Annotated in this window: 17 protein-coding genes; 13 read left to right on the top strand and 4 right to left on the bottom strand. The window is 36.8% G+C overall.

Annotated elements, in window-relative coordinates:
• Positions 1–135: 135 nt before the first annotated feature.
• Positions 136–1,224 carry an AI-2E family transporter gene (locus HLX49_RS00505; protein ID WP_367112714.1) on the bottom strand — a complete coding sequence of 363 codons (1,089 nt, stop codon included), beginning with the start codon at positions 1,222–1,224 and terminating at the stop codon, positions 136–138.
• 320 nt (positions 1,225–1,544) lie between these two features.
• Here HLX49_RS00505 and HLX49_RS00510 point away from each other — a divergent pair, with 320 nt between their 5' ends.
• Positions 1,545–3,278, top strand: a complete 1,734-nt coding sequence (locus tag HLX49_RS00510) for a phospho-sugar mutase (protein WP_296360401.1) — start codon at positions 1,545–1,547, stop codon at positions 3,276–3,278.
• A gap of 379 nt (positions 3,279–3,657) precedes the next feature.
• Complete coding sequence (locus HLX49_RS00515; RefSeq protein ID WP_077702332.1) at positions 3,658–4,446, top strand: TerC family protein; 789 nt, start codon at positions 3,658–3,660, stop codon at positions 4,444–4,446.
• 140 nt (positions 4,447–4,586) lie between these two features.
• On the opposite strand, the gene HLX49_RS00520 is transcribed toward HLX49_RS00515, so the two are convergent.
• Positions 4,587–4,751, bottom strand: coding sequence for a hypothetical protein (locus tag HLX49_RS00520; RefSeq protein ID WP_176087264.1), 165 nt, complete (start codon positions 4,749–4,751; stop codon positions 4,587–4,589).
• Positions 4,752–5,013: 262 nt separating this feature from the next.
• The gene (locus HLX49_RS00525; protein ID WP_077702333.1) at positions 5,014–5,724 is read right to left on the bottom strand and encodes a Na-translocating system protein MpsC family protein; all 711 of its coding nucleotides are present in this window, start codon (positions 5,722–5,724) and stop codon (positions 5,014–5,016) included.
• A 262-nt stretch (positions 5,725–5,986) separates the two neighbouring features.
• Between HLX49_RS00525 and chrA the strand changes: the two genes are divergently transcribed.
• From chrA to HLX49_RS00540, 3 genes are all read left to right on the top strand, one after another.
• Positions 5,987–7,165 carry a chromate efflux transporter gene (chrA, locus tag HLX49_RS00530; RefSeq protein WP_077702334.1) on the top strand — a complete coding sequence of 393 codons (1,179 nt, stop codon included), beginning with the start codon at positions 5,987–5,989 and terminating at the stop codon, positions 7,163–7,165.
• A 689-nt stretch (positions 7,166–7,854) separates the two neighbouring features.
• A complete protein-coding gene (locus tag HLX49_RS00535) occupies positions 7,855–9,246 on the top strand; it encodes an L-cystine transporter (RefSeq protein WP_296360403.1) in 1,392 nt (463 codons plus the stop codon).
• Between the two features lie 646 nt (positions 9,247–9,892).
• The gene (locus HLX49_RS00540; RefSeq protein WP_254843926.1) at positions 9,893–10,999 is read left to right on the top strand and encodes an ion channel; all 1,107 of its coding nucleotides are present in this window, start codon (positions 9,893–9,895) and stop codon (positions 10,997–10,999) included.
• Positions 11,000–11,131: 132 nt separating this feature from the next.
• On the opposite strand, the gene ligD is transcribed toward HLX49_RS00540, so the two are convergent.
• Positions 11,132–12,931 (bottom strand): DNA ligase D, encoded by a 1,800-nt coding sequence (gene ligD / locus HLX49_RS00545; RefSeq protein WP_296360404.1) that lies wholly within the window; start codon positions 12,929–12,931, stop codon positions 11,132–11,134.
• Between the two features lie 278 nt (positions 12,932–13,209).
• On the opposite strand from ligD, the gene ku reads away from it, so the two are divergent.
• The 8 genes from ku to HLX49_RS00585 all read left to right on the top strand — a co-directional run bounded on the left by ku (position 13,210) and on the right by HLX49_RS00585 (position 21,743).
• Positions 13,210–14,061: a non-homologous end joining protein Ku gene (ku, locus tag HLX49_RS00550; RefSeq protein ID WP_077702338.1), complete on the top strand. Its 852-nt coding sequence runs from the start codon at positions 13,210–13,212 to the stop codon at positions 14,059–14,061.
• A 239-nt stretch (positions 14,062–14,300) separates the two neighbouring features.
• The gene (locus tag HLX49_RS00555) at positions 14,301–14,459 is read left to right on the top strand and encodes a hypothetical protein (RefSeq protein ID WP_164085434.1); all 159 of its coding nucleotides are present in this window, start codon (positions 14,301–14,303) and stop codon (positions 14,457–14,459) included.
• Between the two features lie 112 nt (positions 14,460–14,571).
• Entirely contained in the window at positions 14,572–15,045 is a 474-nt protein-coding gene (locus HLX49_RS00560) for a GreA/GreB family elongation factor (RefSeq protein ID WP_077702339.1), read from the top strand.
• Positions 15,046–15,779: 734 nt separating this feature from the next.
• Positions 15,780–16,199, top strand: coding sequence for a DUF5391 family protein (locus HLX49_RS00565; RefSeq protein WP_077702341.1), 420 nt, complete (start codon positions 15,780–15,782; stop codon positions 16,197–16,199).
• 163 nt (positions 16,200–16,362) lie between these two features.
• The gene (locus HLX49_RS00570) at positions 16,363–17,253 is read left to right on the top strand and encodes a LysR family transcriptional regulator (protein WP_077702342.1); all 891 of its coding nucleotides are present in this window, start codon (positions 16,363–16,365) and stop codon (positions 17,251–17,253) included.
• A 562-nt stretch (positions 17,254–17,815) separates the two neighbouring features.
• Positions 17,816–18,544, top strand: a complete 729-nt coding sequence (gene fabG / locus HLX49_RS00575) for a 3-oxoacyl-ACP reductase FabG (protein ID WP_296360407.1) — start codon at positions 17,816–17,818, stop codon at positions 18,542–18,544.
• A 17-nt stretch (positions 18,545–18,561) separates the two neighbouring features.
• Positions 18,562–19,773 carry an acetyl-CoA C-acetyltransferase gene (locus HLX49_RS00580; RefSeq protein WP_077702343.1) on the top strand — a complete coding sequence of 404 codons (1,212 nt, stop codon included), beginning with the start codon at positions 18,562–18,564 and terminating at the stop codon, positions 19,771–19,773.
• 335 nt (positions 19,774–20,108) lie between these two features.
• A complete protein-coding gene (locus HLX49_RS00585) occupies positions 20,109–21,743 on the top strand; it encodes an acyl CoA:acetate/3-ketoacid CoA transferase (RefSeq protein WP_296360408.1) in 1,635 nt (544 codons plus the stop codon).
• The last annotated feature ends 8 nt before the right edge of the window (positions 21,744–21,751 follow it).

Below are 21,751 nucleotides of genomic sequence, written 5' to 3' on the forward strand. Positions count from 1 at the left end.
TTCACAATGTTAGCCGAGTTGCTACACCTTAAACCAATAAAAAACAGTAGCGCTTGAAAGTTGCTACTGTTTTTTACACATTTGTTTGTTTTTACTCCAGATGAGATTTTGCCAAAAAACTGCGTGATAGTCGGTTTAAATGAGCGCGTCGTCTTTGTTCTTTTTGGAGTCCACATACGTTTGGTAGAAATGGACAAAAATTGTTTTAATGAGCGCATAGAAAGGAACAGCGAATAGGATACCTAAGAAGCCAGCTATGCTCCCAGCAGCTAGGATAACAGTAATAACGGTTAACGGATGTAAGTCTAATGCCCGCCCCATCACGTTTGGCGATATTAAATTACTTTCGATTTGCTGAGCGGCGATCATAACGAGTGATACCCAAACGACCATAAATGGCTCTTGAAAGGCGCCGACGATCAATGCTGGAATAACAGCAATAAACGGACCAGCAAATGGAATGACGTTCATTACCATGGCAAATAAGGCGAGGGTTAATGAGTAATTTAATCCAATAATTAAGTAACCAATAAACAATAATACTCCTACAGAGAAACTAACAATTAATTGACCCTGAATGAAAGCAGTTAATGTCGCATCCAGTTTAGATAGCAGTGCGCGAATGTTGGCAGCTTTTTTCTTGGAAAAAATTTGTGTTATGAATGGTACAAGTTTTTCTCCATCCTTAAGCATAAAGAAGAGAAAAAACGGAACAAGCACAATCGATGTAACAAAGCCGATAATTTGCCCAATAAAGCCAAACAAATAATTGATAACACTATCAATATGTGATTGTAAATTATTGGTGAAATCATTAATGGCTTTATCTATTTGTTCTGGAATAGCCGTTTGGTTGGCTTGCCATAAGGAAATCATATCTTGTGCCCAGTTTACCATTTTAGGTACATTATCAATTAAATTACGGAATTGCTGCTGGGCGATTGGCGCAATATACATATATACAAATACACCGAGAAGGATGATTACAATAAAGACAAGAACGATAGAAATAATCCGATTCATCTTCAAACGCTCAAAAAAATACATTAACGGTTTTGTTAAATAGTAAAGGATACCCGCACCGATAATAGGCACTGCCACAGCGCCAACTATTTTCACAAAGGGAAAGAAGATAAATTTTGTTACCGAGATTAATAGAATGAGTGTAAAAGCTAAAATGAAAAACATAAAAAATTGAAACCAGCGTTTGTTTACCACATACATCCCTACTTTCGAGTGTTCATATATCCTATTTTTTATTTTACTGGTTTATGTTAAAAATAGAAAGAATATATGCAACGAAATCTTATATTCTAGTAAAAACCTATTACTAAGTTTATCCATTTTACAACCGATGTAAACAAAAAAGGGTAGGCATAGTATAATTAGAGAAAATATGCTAAAATTCGTATAGTATGAAAGTAGCAAATAAATAGTGCTAATGTTTTAATAAACGATTATTTATGACAATAAACGAGGAAGTCCAATGTTCGCAAAATGGTAAGGGAGTCTCCTCGTATAGAAAAAACTTGGAGGATAAGCAAATGATGAGCTGGAAGCATATCTTTGAAAAGTGGGATTCGTTTGAAGACTTAGAACCTAATTTAATACAGGAATTGAAGAAGTTAAAATCAGATCCTGTTGCATTGGAGGATGCTTTTTATAAAGAACTGACCTTTGGTACTGGTGGCATGCGTGGAGTTATTGGAGCAGGAATAAATCGAATGAACGTCTATACTATCCGAAAAGCTGTGAATGGCTTAGCGAATTATTTGCTCGACCATACAGTAAATGTGAAAGATCGTGGCGTTGTCATCGCTTATGATTCGAGACATATGTCGAAAGAATTTGCTTTAGAGACCGCTAAAGTATTAGGATCGTTTGGTATAACATCCTATGTGTTTTCGTCTTTAAGACCTACGCCTTTACTTTCATTTGCTGTACGCTATTTAGGTACAGTTTCAGGTGTTATGATTACGGCTAGTCACAATCCGCCTGAATATAATGGTTTTAAAGTTTATAATGAAGATGGTGGGCAGATTACTCCAAACCAAGCTTCAGAAATTGTTACTTATATTAATAAGGTAGAGGATGAATTATCTGTTCCTTATTTGGAAAAAAAGGAGCTAGAAGAAAAAGAACTCTTAAACTGGATAAAAGATGAAATCGATAATGCTTATTTAGATAAATTGCAAGGAATATCGAAAATGCCTGCAGATAAAATAGAGATAGAAAAGGAAATGCCAATTGTTTTCACTCCTTTGCACGGAACAGCCGCTGAGCTTGTACCTAAAGGGTTGAAACAGTTGAATTTCACGCATGTTCATGTGGTAAAGGAACAGGCTGTTGCTGATCCTGAATTTTCTACGGTTGCATCACCAAACCCAGAGGAACATCAAGCATTTACGATGGCCATAGAACAAGGGAAGCAAATCGATGCTACTCTATTACTTGCTACGGATCCTGATGCAGATCGTTTAGGTGTTGCGGTAAAAAATAGTGCGGGAAGTTATCAGGTTCTGACCGGAAACCAGCTAGGCGCTTTAATGTTAGATTATATTCTAGCCCATAGTTACGAAGCATTATTAAGAAGCGGACGAATGATTAAAACCGTTGTCACATCAGAGTTAGGCAGAGCTGTTGCCGATTATTATGGTATTCAGACATTGAATACATTAACAGGATTTAAGTTTATCGGTGAGAAAATTAGACAGTTTGATCGTACCGGTGAAACGTTTGTGTTTGGTTATGAAGAGAGCTATGGGTATTTAATTAGCAGTTTTGCTAGGGACAAAGACGCAGTGCAAGCTTCAGTAATGGCTTGTGAAATGGCCTATTATTGGCAACAACAAGGTAAAACATTATTAGATGCTTTATACGACCTATTTGCTCGTCATGGATACTATTTTGAACACATGCAATCGATTACTCTAAAAGGAAAAGAAGGCTCAGAAAAAATTGGTGTTATTATGGATGATGTTCGCAGAAAGCCTGCAGAGCAAATTGGTGGGTTGAAAGTAGTGCAAATGGAAGATTATTTAGTTAGTAAAAGAACGCTTAGAGACGGGAATGTTGAAACAATCGAGCTACCGAAAGAGAATATGGTGAAATATAAGTTGGAGCAGGATTGTTGGATTTGTTTACGCCCATCTGGAACGGAACCAAAAATTAAATGTTATTTTGGTGTTCGCGGTACGAGTGAAGAGGATAGTAAAAATAAATTAGCCACTCTACAGGAATCGATGAATCAAATTTTACAAGGAACGATAGAAGTATAGCATATAAAGTGGTTGACATTTTTCTCTGAAACATGTTTAATAAAATAGTAATTTTGTTCCTATAATCAAATGTCGTAAAAACAATATCTTCTATACCATAGGAAATTAGTTTTTTGGACATGCTTTTTATAAAGGGGAGTAGCTGTACAATTTTAGTCGTCATTACGAGATCATTCTCCGGCTGAATTGGCAACGATCGTTGTTAGCGAGACCTTTACCAAACTTGGTAAGGGTCTATTTCTTTTTTATGATTCTTACCAATTGGTAGGAATCTTTTTTCATTGTTAAGAAGACCTGCTGCATTGTTTTGTAAAACTTTGGAAGCTGTTTTCTAAACAGAAAAATTTCGATCGCCATAAGCGAAAGGAGAAGATAAGGAATGGGCGTTGATTTACTCATCGAATATTTATGGGTTTTAGTGGTGCTTATCGGTTTAGAGGGATTGTTAGCGGCAGATAATGCACTTGTACTAGCAATTATGGTCCGGCATTTGCCAGAAAAACAGCGTAAAAGAGCATTGTTTTATGGATTAGCAGGTGCTTTTGTTCTGCGATTTGGGTCATTATTTGTTATCTCGTTTTTAGTAGATGTTTGGCAGGTACAAGCTCTTGGTGCGCTGTACTTACTATTTATATCTGGAAAACATTTATATGATCGATTTAAACCGAGAAAAGAAGTGGAAGAAGGAGCGAATGTAACAGAAAAAAAGGGAAGCGGCTTTTGGATGACCGTGTTAAAAGTAGAGTTTGCTGACCTTGCATTTGCAGTTGACTCTATTTTAGCTGCTGTAGCATTAGCAGTTGCATTGCCAGCAACTGGGTTAGGCCATATAGGAAGCCTCGATACGGGACAGTTTTTAGTCGTGTTTGCTGGTGGAATGATCGGTCTCATTGTTATGCGATTTGCTGCAAATATATTTGTAGAATTGTTAAATAAACGACCTGGGCTTGAAGTAGCGGCTTTCGTTATTGTTGGTTGGGTTGGCGTGAAGCTAAGTTTAATTGTACTTGCTCATGAGGATATTGCATTCATACCACATGATTTTCCGCATTCTACGTTATGGAAGATCATCTTCTATGTAGTGCTTGTGGGAATTGCTGTCACTGGTTGGTTCTCATCCAGTAAGAATGAAATAGATGACGTAAAAGTAAACAAAATAGAAGGTTAACCTAATTATGAAAGTTTAGCCATTTAGCCTATGCTTCCATTCCATTCATTTTGAATGGAATGGAAGCATTTTAAGTCTATGGTTATTATGCAAAGTAAACTTCAATCAGAAGGGGTTTTTAAAAGATAAATTCTAAACAGTTATTGTTTCTCAATCTTTAAATTATAGTTATCAGGCAAAATTAATACATCTTTTGCTTCTAGAAGATATTTTTCTGCTTCTTGGTAAGTTTCAAAAATCATCTCCTGCTCATTCATAGCTATAATTGCCCGTACATTATTGCTAATTGCAACGATTCGATACATGTGATCTCTCCTTTTTCTTGTTGAAAGCTTCAACTCACCTTAGCTCCTCTGATATAAATAGGCAGTAATCGATTTTTATACACTATAGGAAAAGTACAGAATGATATGTTTTATCACTTAAGGACTTGGCGACAAGCCAATTTTTTCTAAAAATCTTACATATATATAGGACTTGTGAATGAAATTTTTAATAAAAAAGCCGAAAAGGGTTCATCCTTTTCGGCTTATGTCTTAGCGCTATTGTCCAGACATTCCTACCAATTTATTTTTCGGCATGTAGTATGAGTACGACATAACCGATGTCTTGTTGAAAATCCCAATCTACAAACAGATCTTCAATCCTTTGCTTTAAAATGGATTCTAAATACGACCTGTCGATAATGCTTTTCTCTAATTTTCTTTTAGAAAGCCTTAATTGCTCTTCAAAGCCAGAAGAAATAAGTTCTTTTTCAATGCTGACGAGAATGTCCTCTCGCTTTGATATAATAGTTCGTTCATTTAATCGAACAGAAGCTATATTACGAGGAGCTTTTTGTGCTTTTTCAGTAAATCGTTTCATTTCTTGATGAATTTTTGTTTCCTGTTCGCTAGAAAGTGCGCTCAAGTTCTTTGTTAATTGTGTTGCCTTTAATTCAGCAAATATAACACCTGTCGTATTTGCTAAGTTCCAATCATAATAAATCTGATGAACCTGGATCGCAAACTCGTTACTCCACATCGTTTTTAGTTCAGGCATACATTTTTCCATGACAATATCTCGTGTTTCTTCTATTTTCAAAGCTTGTTTTTGCTTAAGTAAGACATTTTCCATCGGTGTAATAAAGTCTTTCAAATAAATGATTAAATAAGAATGGGCTATAGATACATATAATGCTCCAGGCCCTTTACCAAAATAGCTTCTTAATAGTTTACCAGTTGCACTAGCAATGGAAGCTTCGGTTGATTTGGCTTTCGCTTTCACGTTTTCATTCATCCTTTTTTGAAGGAATACACCTAGTATTGCATTCCCTTTTTTTAGTATATCATTACCCCATAAACAGTGACAAGAAACATCCCTATTACAGTTATGTAAAAAACATTAACATACGATGCAATTTATGATACATTATCAGTACTATTCGTAGAAGCTCTTATTTCTAGATTGTGAGCGACTTTGCTTGATTTGTTCACCGAACAAGACCGTGGGGAGGAAAGTCCCCCTTGATAGATATAGATTTACTTATTGGGAGGCGATTATGACTAAGAATCAATCCTTATTAGACATATTACGAACTTCATTAAAGTTGGGGTTAACATCGTTTGGTGGCCCAGTGGCTCATTTAGGGTATCTTAAAACGGAGTATATTGATAAGCGTAAATGGTTAGATGATAAAACATATGCCGATATTATTGCTTTGTGCCAATTTTTACCGGGGCCTGCTAGCTCACAAGTAGGAATAGCTATTGGTATGTTACGAGGTGGATTTTTAGGTGGTGTTGTCTCCTGGTTTGGTTTCACATTACCTTCTGTGTTTGTGCTCGTGTTGTTTGCTCTATTCTATCAATCTTTCACACTTGGTGATGCGAATTGGATTGCTAGTTTAAAAATTGTCGCTGTTGCCGTAGTAGCTCATGCCGTACTTGGTTTGGGTAAAAAGCTGGCACCAGATAAACCGCGGATTGCAATTGCGTTGGTAGCAGCACTGATTATGCTTCTTTTCCCATCTGCATTCGTACAAATTGCCATTATTTTAATGGGGGCAGGTATTGGTTACTTTTTGTATAAGAATAAAGCACAACCGAAGCTTTCTTCTTTTGCTGTCTCGATTTCGAAAAAACAAGGAATACTTGCACTATCCATATTAGTGGCAATGTTGATTGGACTTCCCATTTTAGCAAGTGTGTTTCCTTATATGTATATACAGATTGCAGATACGTTCTTTCGTGTCGGTTCGTTAGTGTTTGGCGGTGGACATGTTGTGCTACCGATGCTAGAACAGGAAATTGTTCCGACAGGATTTGTAACGAGCGATGAATTTTTAGCTGGTTATGGGATGGCACAAGCAGTTCCTGGGCCATTATTTACGTTTAGTTCTTATGTAGGAACAATGATGAATGGAATAATTGGTGCTGTCATTGCTACGGTTGCTATTTTTTTACCTTCCTTTTTACTTATTGTAGGTACATTGCCATTTTTAAGTGAACTACGTAAACGTTCTAGCTTTCAAGGTGTTTTAACGGGAGTGAATGCAAGCGTTGTTGGCTTATTAGTTGCTGCTTTCTATGACCCTGTTTTTACAAGTTCTATTTTAAACGGAGCCGATTTTGGCTTGGCGGTTATTTTATTTGCATTATTGCATTTCTGGAAGGTTCCGGCTTGGCTCATTGTTATTATGGGAGTTATTGGTGGAGAGATTGTCCATTTAATCGGGTGACATCTAATTTAAAAACGGGTAAGCAGACAATTTTCAATATAAAAATTGGAAATTGTCTTTTTTGCACTATAGGAAAGTATAAAACTTTAAGGATTATAGTATAAGAAAAACAAAGGCTTTCCTTATAAGACTTTGCACTAGCCATGTTTTTCAAATACTTTAGAATGTTACAGGTGTATAAACCAAACTAGAAATTTGAATAAGCCAAGGTTATCTAATATTATAGGAAAATGTAAATAGTATAAAAATCCTTTTTAGGCGTTAAGCAGAAGTTTTTTACATTATAGGAAAGTAGTTTATAGTATAAATAAAATGACGGCACCTTCATAGAGATTGGCAATAGACCAACTTTCTAAACTTACTTTTGAATTTGTATAATCTTCGAGACTTCATGCCATGCTTAAAATAGCCTTTCACAGTGAGATGATGAAGATCATATGTCATAGAATTTTAGTGTTTATCGTATAAGCAGAATGGCGGTTTTCACTGTAAAAATATAGCGTTATTTAAACGAGTAAAGGAAGCAATATAATATGAAATTATTTTCTTGACAGGCATGCGGAAAAAATGTAATCTAAGTAAAGTCTTAGTATTTTTATCGGATTAATATAATATGCATGTATCATGTTGGGTTAAAAGCGCATAAAATAAGTTCAACTAGATGCAAACAATAAAAAGGAGGTAAGCTAATGGGCATGTATACGATACTGAATGTGGCAATATTAGCTGTACTTATAGGAATTCTTATTTGGATGCAAAAGAAACACTTTTCGTTTACAAAGCGTGTTTTTACAGGCTTAGGTGCCGGAATTATTTTAGGAGCCATTCTTCAATGGGCTTATGGGGCTGGGTCTGATGTATTAATAGAGACAACGGATTGGTACAGTATTGTTGGAAGTGGGTATATTCGCTTTCTAATGATGATTGTTATACCACTTGTGTTAGTTTCCATCATTCACTCCATTATTAACTTAGAAAAATCGGCCGAATTAGGAAAAATGGCTAGTTGGATCATTGGAATTTTAATCTCAACAACGATGATTGCAGCTTTAGTTGGCATCGTTACGGCTACGGTGTTTGATTTAAATGCTGAACAAATTGAAGCAGGGCAAGCAGAGAACGAACGAGGAACGATACTAGAATCAACCTTAGAAGAGGTGGAAGAGCAAACAGCTGCACAAAAAATTGTTAGTTTTATTCCATCAAATATCTTCTTGGATATGACAGGAGATCGGTCTACGTCTGTTATCGCTGTCGTTATTTTCTCGGTTATTGTAGGCATTGCTGTTTTGGGAGTAAGAAGAAAAAACCCTGAACAGGCGGAAATGTTTACCAAAATGATTAATGCGTTGTATGCAGTAGTTATGCGGATAGTGACACTTATCCTTCGATTAACACCATATGGAATTTTAGCTTTAATGGCAAACACAGTGGCAAGTACTGATTTTGCAGGTATATTAGAATTAGGAAAGTTTGTAGCTGCTTCTTATGTTGCGATAATAACTATGTTTGTAATTCATTTAATTCTTGTCGGTTTATTTGGTCTAAATCCGTTCATGTATTTACGTAAAGCTATTCCAGTGCTTGGCTTTGCATTTACATCCCGTTCTAGTGCTGGAACAATTCCGTTGAACATCCAAGCTCAACAGCATGCTTTAGGTGTTGATCAAGGAGTAGCGAATATGTCAGCATCCTTTGGTGCAACAATGGGGCAAAATGGGTGTGCGGGTATTTATCCAGCGATGCTTGCGGTAATGATCGCTCCAACAATGGGAATTGATCCACTATCACCAGGCTTTATTTTACAGCTTGTGTTAATTATCGGCGTCAGCTCATTTGGAATAGCAGGAGTAGGCGGTGGAGCAACTTTTGCAGCGTTAATCGTTTTATCTTCTATGAACATGCCGGTTGCTTTAGCTGGGTTATTAATTTCCATCGAAGCATTTATCGATATGGGTAGAACGGCGTTGAATGTCAATGGTTCTATGGTAACTGGAACAATTACAGCAAGAATTTTAAATAAGCTCAACGTAAAAACGTTTCAAGATAAAACGGCAATACAAGAAGCAACGGACATCTAGAAGGAATAACAGATGAATAAAGGATAAAGTAGTAATCCATGATATGCTAATATAGTGATAAACTTTAGGTAGATCAGGATGAAAACTGCGCTTCAGCAATCCTTCGAGATAACCGGTAAAGTAGAGGTTAAACAACGCATGTATTTAGAATGGAAATGGTGCTTACTTCTTTAGTTTGGAAGTAAGTGCCATTTTTCGCTTTAAATTATAGGAAAGCATAGAAGTTGTATAGTGTAAGAAAAACTACAGCTTTTACCATAAGACTTGTCGACAAGCCAAGTTTTTTTCTAATAGGGAAGTATCTCACCTTGCAGTTCATGAGCCGATATTTATTATATAGTGAATCTTCATGGAACAAATCGATATATGTAGCTGTTATTATTTGCTCGCATTTTTCGTTTCTTGAAGTTGGATACACGTCTCTATAACCAGTATCGAAGTTTTTTCAGACACAATCCCATGTTTGTACATTTTATCCTATTAGAAACTTGTCGTGGTCGCATGGAGATAGCTAACGTTTTTAAGAAACGCACTTGCAAGCAAATTTTTGCATGCAAAAGCGTCGTTTTTCCATCCCTATTTCGCAACAATTCGAACATATAATTTTAAAAGGGGCGTTATAGATTTATTGCCGTATGTATGCCGGATGCAGTTAAAATATGTTACTATTTTAATAGCTTTATTATTGGAAAAAGTGAAAGAGGAGGAGCATATGATATTTTTTAAACAATTATTTGTTAAAGTTATCAAATTAAATAATTGGTTTTTGCTTTTTGCTACACTTACTTTAGTGTTTGCCAGCAGTTATTTTATTTATTACTTAGAACCTGATACATTTGCTAGTCCGTTTGAAGGGCTTTGGTGGACGATGACAACTGTCACAACAGTTGGATATGGGGATATCTCACCAACGACTGTAGGCGGGAAGCTTTTTGCCATGTTCCTATATATTGTAGGGATTGGTTTAATGACTATTTTTATTGGCAAAGCGATTGATTTTTTGAGCATTCGAAAGCGGTTGAAGGAGGAAGGTAAATTGACGATTACTACAGAGGATCATATCATTCTCATTAATTGGACGAAGAAAGCAAGCATTACATTAGATGAGATTTTACATACATTTGATGATGTTCGCATTGTAATCATTGATGAGAAAATCGAAAAAACACCATTGATTCATGAACAGGTAGAGTTTGTTTACGGTAATCCAGCGAATCGAGATGTACTATTAAAGGCAAATTTGCTTAAAAGTAAATCTGTGATGGTTTTTGCTTCTGAAGATGGGGTAGCAACATCTCAAGCTGATGGTCAAACATTACTCATTGCAACAACCTTAGAAAGTATTGGCAAGGAGTTTTCACAGAATATTTATACGATCTGCGAGGTGTTGGAATCTACACATATTCCAGCCTTTAAGCATGCAGCTGTTGAAGAATTTATTACGGCGAATGATACAGCAGCACACTTGGCAGCACGTTCGATTTTATTTAATGGATCAAGCGAGATTATTCGTCAACTAACGAGTCATCGAGGTTATGATCTCTATTCCATAGGTAAAAAAGCAGAATGGGATACATATGAGCATGCTCGGACAGAATTAGCATCGCAAGGGGCTATTTTACTTTCTAATCGTAATGATTTATCAATTATTAACCAATTAAAAGATTCGATCCCCCAAGGCGCAAAATTGTTTATTATTTGTGATGAAGATGCATATGCTAATTTGCTTCATCAAGGTGTTCCAACTAGTTAATGTTTTTGCATTTCAGGAGAAATTTGTTTAAGCAACACTTGACGTATCGCCAAGTGCCGCTTGTTGTATCCTAGTTAAGAAAAACCGAAAATGATTCCTTATGAAGAAGTCTATTTCCGTGATTGGTACGTTCTAAGTTCCTAAAAAAGTCAAAATTTCTGTGAGATTTTGGCTTTTTTTAACTGCTTTATAAGCTCGCCATGGACATCCGCGTTGTTTGACAAGCTCCACAGCATTTTTTATCGTAAAGCTTTTTGGGGAAAGGTCGTTCGTTATTTCCTCCCAGTATAAAGGCATTGCGATGGTAGCTTCTGCGTTTTTTCTCGGTGAATACGGTGCTATAATCGTTTTCCCTTTGCCATGCTGTACATAGTCAATATAGAGCCTACCTTTTCGTTTTTCCTTAAGACGCTCGGTCGTGAACAGTGCTGGAAACGCATTTTCTAACGTACGTGCTATCGCTTCCGTAAACAAAGCAGTCTGTTTATAAGTCATGCTACCAGAGGGGATAGGGATGTAGATTTGCAACCCTTTATTACCAGACGTTTTAACAAAGGAAGTTAGCTGTAACTCATCAAAAACATGCTTCATGTTTAAAGCTGCATGGATAGCTAAATCAAAACGGTCTCTATTTGGCGGGTCTAAATCAAAGACGATTTCTTCTGGTGTACGTGCTGTAAGGCTTTGAAATGGTGTATGGAATTCGATTGTTCCGTGATTGGTTAACCAAATAAGATCTTTTAAAGTCTCGCAAGTAATGATTTCTTTTCCTTGATGTGTTTGTCTTGCCATGAATGGAGGCGCGTAGCTTGGTAAATGCTTTTGGAAGAAATGTTCTCCTTCTATCCCATCAGGTGCACGGATAATGGTGAGCGCCCGTTGCTGTAAAAATGGCAACATATATGGTGCTATTTGGCGTATATGAAGTAATAAGTCTGCTTTTGTATAGTTTAGCCCTTCCCAAAATAGTTTGTCCGCATTTGTTATGTCAATTTCCTTTGGAAACATAGCTTGAGCAAATTCAAGCTTCTTCCACGTCATTTCTTCTGGACGTGCATGGGCAAGTATTTTCTGAAATGCTGGTTCACGTAGTTCTTGTTTGTATAAATCAAGGCTATGGATCGTAGCACAAATGGCAGGTGGGAGTGTATACGTTTTGTTTTCGAGTTTTCCTTTTGTTTGAAACAATTGTTTTACAATCGAAAAATCTTTTTGCGATAAACCATGCTTACATTTACCAATCGAAATAATGTGATTATTTTTATACACGCCAACTTGGAAATAATCATTATCCCCATCATACGCAGTTAAAAACCCACTTATTGAGCGCCAATTTTTAATTTTATACCAGTCCTGGTGCTGCTTTCCTTGCTTATATGTGCTATGTTTGCGTTTGGCAATCATTCCTTCTCCTAAGTGTGTGAAAATTTTCCCCCAAAGCTGATCCGGATCACTATAGCTAGGCACATACATTATTTTGTCTTTAAATAGTTGGTGGGATAGCAGCGTTTTTAAAATATTTTTGCGTTCCTCTAATGGAGTGGATAACAAAGCATTTCCCTGTTCCTGTAAAATATCAAAAGCCATTAAACAAGCAGAGCGTTCTTTGGATGCGCTTTGAATACTAGCTTCTGCTTGCATCCGTGCGCGTTTTTGCATCCAATCAAAATTAGCTTGATATGGCTGGTTTATGATGACAAGCTCACCATCTAACATCAGTGGTAAATGAGATTCCACTTGGCCTTGGACTTGTAAACAAGCTGTAATGATTTCTGGAAATTGCTTGCTTAAATCATTATGATTTTTACTTCGCAATTGAATACTATCTTTTCGCCATTGTAGTGTACAACGGTAACCATCATACTTTACCTCATATAACCATGCATTACCTCGGGGAATATCTCTTGTAGGTATGGGTTTCATGACTTTCATGCTTATTCTCCTCGTATATGAATTTCGTTTATTAACGGGTGAATATTCTCTTTGCGTAATTGACATAGGAAAGACGTTTTTTTCCGTGTTGGCGATAAGCCAAGTTTTTTTAAAAATCCAGACGATTGCTTATATTCACGTTAAAAAGGCAATGTTAATAAGTCTATATCTTCTATTATAGTTCGTCTTCCCTCTCTTAGTTTTTGCCAAAGTGTATATAATACTCAGATGGATAAAAATGAATTGCTTTGGAAAACTAAACCTAAGGAGGAATGAGAATGCATACGATGTGGAAAGGAACGATTAGCTTTGGGCTTGTAAATATTCCTGTGAAAATGCATGCGGCAACTGAAAATAAAGATATTAAATTAAGGCAATTGCATAAGGAATGTCAATCACCGATTAAATATGAACGGTCATGTCCTGTATGCGACCGGCCAGTAGAAAATGAAGAAATTGTGAAAGCATATGAATATGCAAAGAATAAATTCGTTGTGTTAGATGAGGAAGAGTTAGAAGCATTAAAGCAAGAACAGGCGGATAAAGCGGTCGAAATCATGGACTTTGTGCAGTTGGCTGAAGTAGATCCAATTTATTATGAGAAAAGTTATTTTTTATCGCCGAATGAAGGCGGAGCGAAAGCCTACGGACTTTTACGAAAGGCTTTGAAAGAGACTGGAAAAATCGGCATTGCGAAAATGATGATTCGTTCTAAAGAACAATTGGCAATTATTCGTGTCTATGAGGACACACTAGTTGTGGAAACCATACATTATCCAGATGAAGTGCGTCGTATTGAAGATGTGCCTAACATACCAAAGGAAGTGGAAACAGATCCTCAAGCATTAGATACAGCAAAGATGCTCATTGATCAGTTATCAACGACGTTTGAACCGACAAAATACAAAGACGAGTATCGCCATGCATTGCTAGACTTAATTGAACAAAAGAAAGCTAACGAGCAAACGGCGACAGCACAAGATAAGCCTTCCCCTGATGCAGCTACAAACTTGATGGATGCTTTACAAGCTTCGTTAGAGCGTGCAAAACAAGAAAAGCCGAAACCAAAACAACCATCGCTCACCAAAGAAAAGGAAAAAAAGATAAAGAAGAAGAAAACGGGAACATAATGACGGGGTACGCAGGCGGCTTGGACAAGCCGCCTGCACTCGCTCTAGCTGAAAAGTCTCCCTAACCAAGCAAGAATTGGCTCATCCCGAGCAGAAATTCGCCCGCTCCAAGTAGTAATTCGCTCACCCCTGTGATCAAAAGTTAATCCTATAGTTCTATGTTAGGAATATATGGGAAATGTTAGAATAATGATAAAAGGGCACGCTTTATCATTATTTATTTTTTATAGGGGGTATGGATGGCTAAACAATTTGTAGCGATGTTGGGAGGGGTTATATTTACAATGGTCATTATTTCTATAATCGTTGATGAGTTATTATGGGGCAGTTTAATCGGTTTTGCAGTTGGTGTGGGTCTAATGTATCTCTTTTTAAAAATAATGAAGAGAAAATCGTAAGCGGCTTGTATGCTTCTCATAAACTGAGCTCAGTTGTTCGCTCGTTTTCCTAAAATTATAGTATGCTTGGGTTTAAGGGAATTGAATTGCTACTATCGTGGGGGAAAATGATATGAAAAAAACAATACCTGTAACAAAAGCAGGTTATGAAGAACTACAAGAGAAATTGAATACATTAAAGGAAGAGAAATTGGTTGAGGCAAATAAACAAGTGAAGGCAGGAAGGGCATTTTGCGATTTTCATGAAGATCCTGAATTCGATAGATCTTTAGATGAGTTAAACAAAATACAGGAGCAAATCTCAGAATTAGAATCTATTCTTGCTCGTGCAGAAATAATTGGAGAAGCAAATAGCGACGTGGTTCAACATGGGGCGTTGGTGACATTTAAAGAATACCCAGATGGCGAAGAAGAAGCTTTTCAGGTTGTTAGTGCTGCAGAAGCAGATGCGCAAAAATTACAGATCTCTGATAATTCCCCAATGGGGAGAGCATTGCTTGGAAGGAAAGTAAATGAGGAAGTGTCTGTAGAAACCCCTGCTGGAACGGTGAAGTTGCTTATAACCAAAGTGCAATACAAGGTGTAAAACTGTTGCAAAAGTGACCTGTAAATATAATACCTAAAGATGTGTAAACAAGCAACGATGGTTAACTCCTCAGATATGCTGGCAGTCTATTAAAAGTGAGAAACTACCATTTTCGTTATAATAGTTTTTATATATTTGTTGAAAAATTAATCTTTTTTAAGGGTCTTTACGTTTTCTGATTCTACTATAGAAAAGCATAGGATTTTTTTGTTCAAAGATAAGAAAGTATAAAATTTGATGCTATGACGTAACCAAACAACCAAACGGGCTCCGTCCGGCTTCAGCGCCCAGCAACTAGGCGACTTCACGAAATCGCCCTACGCTAAGTCATCATCGGTTCGTACTAAATAGGAAGGCCGACTAAAGACGGGCTTGCCGGAGGGCGCCGGCATACTCCTGTTGCAGGAGCATGATTCCTAAAACTTTAGTTGATTCGCTCCACTCGCTACGTTGCTAACCGGGCGCCCCGAGCCTTTGTTCTACTATAGGAAAGTATAAAAGTATAAAGGTCTATAGTATAAGAAAAACTATGCCATTCGCCATAAGACTTGGCGACAAGCCAAGTTTTTCTAAAAACAAAGTCTTTCTAATGTACTATGAGTTAATCTTCTTTTAGTGGCTTAAAAACATAGTTGAACATAAGTAAACGTTCAATGCACTGGAAAGGATAAGAGTTACTGAAAAGGTTCAGTAACTGGCTTTGCTAATTATAACAATAGATAGGAAGCGTTTTTATGAAGAACAAAAAATATATCATCGCTTTAACGGTTTTATCGGCATTTTTATTTAGTGCGTTAATTATCGCAGGTTCGTTGTCGCCTTTATCGGAAATGGGGGACAATGTAAATCAATTTAACTCAGTAGGCATGTGGCTTTCTATTGCTATGATACTTTTTTTCTACCTTATTCCAGTAATACTATATGCAATCGGATTAAATTGGATCAAGATAATAATGGCTATATTTTGTGTCATCGGCATTGTTATATTGCTATCAACAATTGTTATCGTACTTATAATTGGATTAGTCAATCATAACATGTTGCAACTAAGTAGTGTTCTTATTGTGAGTATCCTAGGTGTTATCATAAACATTGTGTGGCTTATTGTTGCGTTTTGGAAAAATCGAGGTAAGGCTTCGGGCTTGTCTTCTTGATAAATAAGTAAAGGTGATTTTTATTCCGGATATAATTCATTGTGCTTTTATTGCTAAATTTTAAAGACAGATACATGCTAGAATAAGTTAAAATATTATCAAGTATTCTCATTTAGTGTCGTCTGCTTTAAATTTTGGTTAAACAGAGGAGAAGATAATATTAATGGATATTCGTGAGTTAAAATATTTTATAGAAATTGTAAAAAAGAAGAACTTTACGTTAGCTGCAAAAAATCTTCATATATCCCAACCAGCCTTGAGCAAAACAATGAAAAACTTGGAGTCTGAATTAGAAGTACAGTTGTTAGATCGATCAGATAAAGAAATAAAACTAACTGAAATCGGCCAACTATTTTTTGTCCAGGCGGAAGCTGTTTTAAATGCTTTTGATTCTTTGAAGGCATCTCTTTATGACCAAAGCAAGTTGAATAAAGGAGAAGTGATTGTCGGGCTACCACCCGTAATAGGATCTAGTATATTTGTCAAAGTGTTAACAACATTTAAAGAAAGTTTTCCTGATATCAAATTGCATATTATAGAAAATGGCGCGAAGATGGTCGAGCATAATTTATATAACGGCAAAATTGATCTAGGGGTAGTGATAGCCCCTGTGGACGAAAACCAGTTTGAATATATACCAATTATGGAGGATGAAAGTGTTTTAGTTGTCCATCATCATCATCCTTTGGCGCAGAGAGAAGCTGTTTCAATTGCAGACTTAAAAGAAGAAGAATTCCTTCTTTTGGATAAAACGTTTATGCTCCATCACCATGTTGTTCAGTATTGTCAGGACGCAGGGTTTAAGCCTAATATTTTATTTGAAAGCTCACAGTGGGATTTTCTTGTGGAACTTGTTGCGCAAAATCAAGGGGTTACTATCCTCCCTCGACCAATTTTGTCGCGGGTGGAAAACAGACAAATACACATTATACCTATCCGTCCTAATTGTTTAAAGTGGAAAGTGGGATTCCTCTTAAATAGAGAGCAATATGTTACACATGTAATGAAAGTTTTTATTGATCATACTGTTCGTACAGTTGCAACATGTGAATGAAATAGTATAGTAATTGCGTATAAAAGAGCAGTTTAAAAAGTCTAAGATTTGCTTCCTACCACAGTGCTGTCATACTGTGGTTTTTTACGTACTAAAAAATATTATCATTCTCATTCAGGTTCTCCATTGTTTTATATGAATAATATATCATTAAGCTAAGGAGAGTACCTTTGGATAAATACAGCGGTACATTATTGTAGTGTTTATGGTATAAGCAAAAAAAGGTTGCCTTCTTCTCAAGGCTTAGCTCAATAATCTAAGCTTTTTTTATACTATAGGAACTACAGCTTTTGCCATAAGACTTGGCAATAAGCCTAGTTTTTCTAAAGATGGACAGTGTGGTTATTTCTACCTGTCATAGGAAAAACATTACTGTCTATAACTATTAGTTATTACTCCAAGAACTTTTATGTATTATACAACGGATTTATTTAGGATTATGATTATAAATAGTTCATATCAATTAATTGTAAACGCGTTCAAAACGGAAATCTTGTTGTTTTTTATAACTATTAATTATAGTTGGGTATGAAAAGTGAAAGTAGAAAGGAAGAGGTGTTATATGATGAAACAATTAAAAGACAAAGTAGTCGTGGTAACTGGGGGAGCACAAGGATTAGGTAAGGCGATGTGTGAGCGATTTGCTTATGAAGGAGCTGAAGTTGTTTATTCGTTAGATTTACAAAAAGGAAATCTCACAGCAGATAATGTAAGACATCAGGAGTTAGATGTTACAAACATAGCGGAGATTGACTCTTTTATTCAATCGGTCAAAGAAGCGTACGGTCGCATCGATGTTTTAGTCAATAATGCAGGGGTCACTCGTGATGCATTGACACAGAAAATGGATGATAATAAATGGGAATCAGTGATGGATATCAACTTAAAGGGTGTTTTTCATATGACGAAGGCGATCGCTCCCATTATGATGGAGAACGGGTCTGGTTCTATTATTAATATTTCGTCCATTGTAGGTCTTTATGGAAATATTGGCCAAGCAAACTATGCTGCTACGAAGGCAGGAGTCATAGGGATGAGCTATACATGGGCAAAAGAATTTACGCGTAAAGGTGCTGCTGTACGTACGAATGTAATTGCTCCCGGCTTTATTGAAACGGATATGATGAAAACGGTTCCGGAAAAGGTGTTGCAGCCGCTTCGTGATCAAACACCATTAAAAAGATTAGGACTTCCTGAGGAAGTGGCGAATGCGGCGTTATTCTTAGCGAGTGATGAGTCGAGTTATGTAAATGGTCATGTGCTTTCCGTAGATGGTGGATTAAGGCTGTAAAATAGGAGGTTTACGTAATGACAAAAGTATATGTAATAGATGCTAGACGAAGTGCGATTGGATCTTTTTTAGGTACAATTGCTTCTGTACCGCCCAGTGATTTAGCTGCTCAAGTAATGAAAAGTATCATTCAGTACCATCAACTAAATGGTAGTGAAATAGACGAGGTAATTATTGGAAATGTATTATCTGCGGGGCAGGGGCAAAACATTGCTAGACAAGCAAGTATAAAAGCTGGATTACCTGAATCCGTTCCGGCTTACACAATGAATATGGTTTGTGGCAGTGGCATGAAATCTTTAATGACTGCTTATAGTAGCATTTTAACTAATATGGCTGATCTTATGTTAGTTGGTGGCGTTGAAGTGATGTCACAGGCTCCTTTCGTAACAACGGCAGAAGTTAGAACTGGTAAGAAGCTTGGGAACCTTCAATTGCATGACAGTATGGTTCAAGATGGTTTAACCGATGCATTTCATCATTATCATATGGGGATAACTGCTGAGAATATTGCTGAAAGATATCATATAACCAGAGAAGAGCAGGACAGATTTGCTCTAACATCGCAGCAACGAGCTATCAAAGCAAATGATAGTGGTCGTTTTGAAGCTGAAATTGTACCTGTGGAGTTTATGGATCGTAAAAAGCATCTTATGACATTTAAAGAAGATGAATATCCCAATTACTCTACTACTCTTGATAAGCTTGCCCGTTTAAGACCAGCGTTTAAGAAGGATGGGACGGTTACTGCTGGAAATGCTTCTGGCATTAATGATGGAGCAGCTATACTCTTAGTAGCTTCTGAAGCTGCAGTAATGAAATATCAGCTTGAGCCAATTGCTGAGATTGTTGCGGTTGGACAAGGTGGAATAGACCCAGCTGTTATGGGGTTAGGTCCTGTAAAAGCGATTCAACATCTATTTAGTAAAACAGATGTGAATCCAGAACAGGTGGAGCTAATAGAGTTAAATGAAGCATTTGCTTCTCAATCTATCGGAGTAATCAAGGAGCTTCAGGAAATGTATGGTTGGACGAAAGAATGGATCGAATCAACTGTAAATGTTAATGGTGGAGCTATCGCGCTAGGTCATCCTTTAGGGGCTTCCGGTGCGCGGATTATTACTACACTTGTACATGAAATGCAAAAGCGAACGATAACATATGGGCTCGCATCTCTTTGTATTGGTGGAGGAATGGGTACAGCTACATTATTAAAATCTATAGAGTAGTCCGTATCTGAAATTGGGCGTTGAGATTGTGTGAGATTGTCCTGCATTAAAGTGCTGTAAGTTTCCTGGTTTAAATGAAGGGGTCACATACACGTTTTTTAGTACAGATAACAGCACCTAAATACCCAATTTGACTTAGAGGCCTTTAGGTGCTGTCTAAGTAGTATGAACAATTAGTGGGAGAAAAAAGCCCAGTGTAGATTTATTTTATAACACATAAGCGTGAAGCAGGAACAGTTTCTCGTAAATCATCGAGAACAGTTGTGAAAGCGCATTCTGTTTTGCTCTGGCGAATAGTTTCCAGACTTGAAATAGTTTCAAGTTATGTGAAGATCATGAAACATAAAGGTGTGAAAGAGATGAAAGATAACTTACAATTTATGTCTGCTCAAGAAGCGGTACATTTGGTTAACACAGGTGATAGAGTTGGAATAGGGGGATTTATTGGTACAGGAGTTGCTGAGGAAATTCATATGGCAATTGAAAATAAATACATCGAAACGAATACACCACAGAACCTAACGTTAATCTATGCCGCTGGTATAGGGGATGGAAATGGTGCATCCAAGGGGCTTAATCACTACGCTCATGAAGGATTAATTAAACGAGTAATAGGGGGGCATTGGGGAATGGCTCCTCGTCTCGCTCCACTCGTCGAAGAGAATAAGTTAGAAGCATATAATTTGCCGCAAGGGGTTATTACACAGCTCATTCGTGAAAGTGCAGCAGGTCATCCGCGTTTAATCTCTCATGTCGGCTTAGGGACTTTTGTTGATCCTGATTGGGATGGCGGTAAGTTAAATGCAGTTACCACGGAGGATATTGTTGAAAAAATTCAATTTGATGGTCAAGATTATTTAGCGTATAAAACACTGCCGATAGATGTTGCTATTTTAAAAGGTACAACCGCTGATGAAAAAGGAAATATAAGTTTAGAAGATGAACCACTAACTTTAAATGTTCTATCCTTTGCTATGAATGCCAGAAACAACGGCGGAAAAGTAATTGTTCAAGTTGAAAAGGTTGTACGGGAATCTTCACTAAATCCTAAAAATGTTCACATTCCTCATGTCTTAGTTGATGCTATCGTCGTTGTAGAAAATAAAGAAAACCATATGCAAACATTCGGCACACAATACAATGAAGCTTTTATACGTAGTGATTTGGTAGTTAATGATAAAAAATCTATCTATCCATTAAATATACGCAAAGTAATCGCAAGACGCAGTGCGAAGACCTTAACCCAATCAATGAAAGTAATTAATTATGGGATTGGTGTTCCAGAAGTGGTAGCTAATGTATTAAGTGAAGAAGGACAGGAAGACCATTTTATCCCCACGATTGAACCAGGCATATTTGGAGGAACTCCAGTTGGCGGACTTGATTTTGGATGCTCCATAAACCCGGACGCGATTATTGATGAATCGTATATGTTTGATTACTACGATGGAGGAGGACTAGATATAGCCTTTTTAGGATTAGCTCAATGTGATGATAAAGGTAATGTAAACGTTTCAAAATTCGGACCTAAAATTGCAGGCTGTGGTGGATTTATTAACATTACACAAAATGCCAAAAAGCTTGTCTTTTGTGGGACATTTACAGCTGGCGGGTTAAAAATGGAAGTATGTGATGGAAGGTTAGTAATCTTACAGGAAGGAAAAGTGAAAAAATTCACCAGCGATGTAGAGCAAATTACCTTCAGTGGAAAAGTAGCGAAACAAAATGAAAAACCTGTTTTGTATGTAACAGAGAGAGCTGTGTTTGAATTACGTAAAAATGGATTGACATTAATAGAAATAGCTCCAGGAATCGATTTAGAAAGAGATGTTTTGGCACAAATGGAATTTACACCACTGATTAGTAAGGACTTAACATTAATGGATAAAGCAATTTTTAAAGAAGGTCCTATGGGGCTCATATTTCATCAGAGTAAGCAAGATATGGGTAGTGATTTTCTCACAAAATAAAGATTGGG

Origin of the sequence: Virgibacillus sp. (assembly GCF_013393565.1) — a bacterium.
Taxonomy (GTDB): Bacteria; Bacillota; Bacilli; order Bacillales; family Amphibacillaceae; genus Virgibacillus; species Virgibacillus dokdonensis.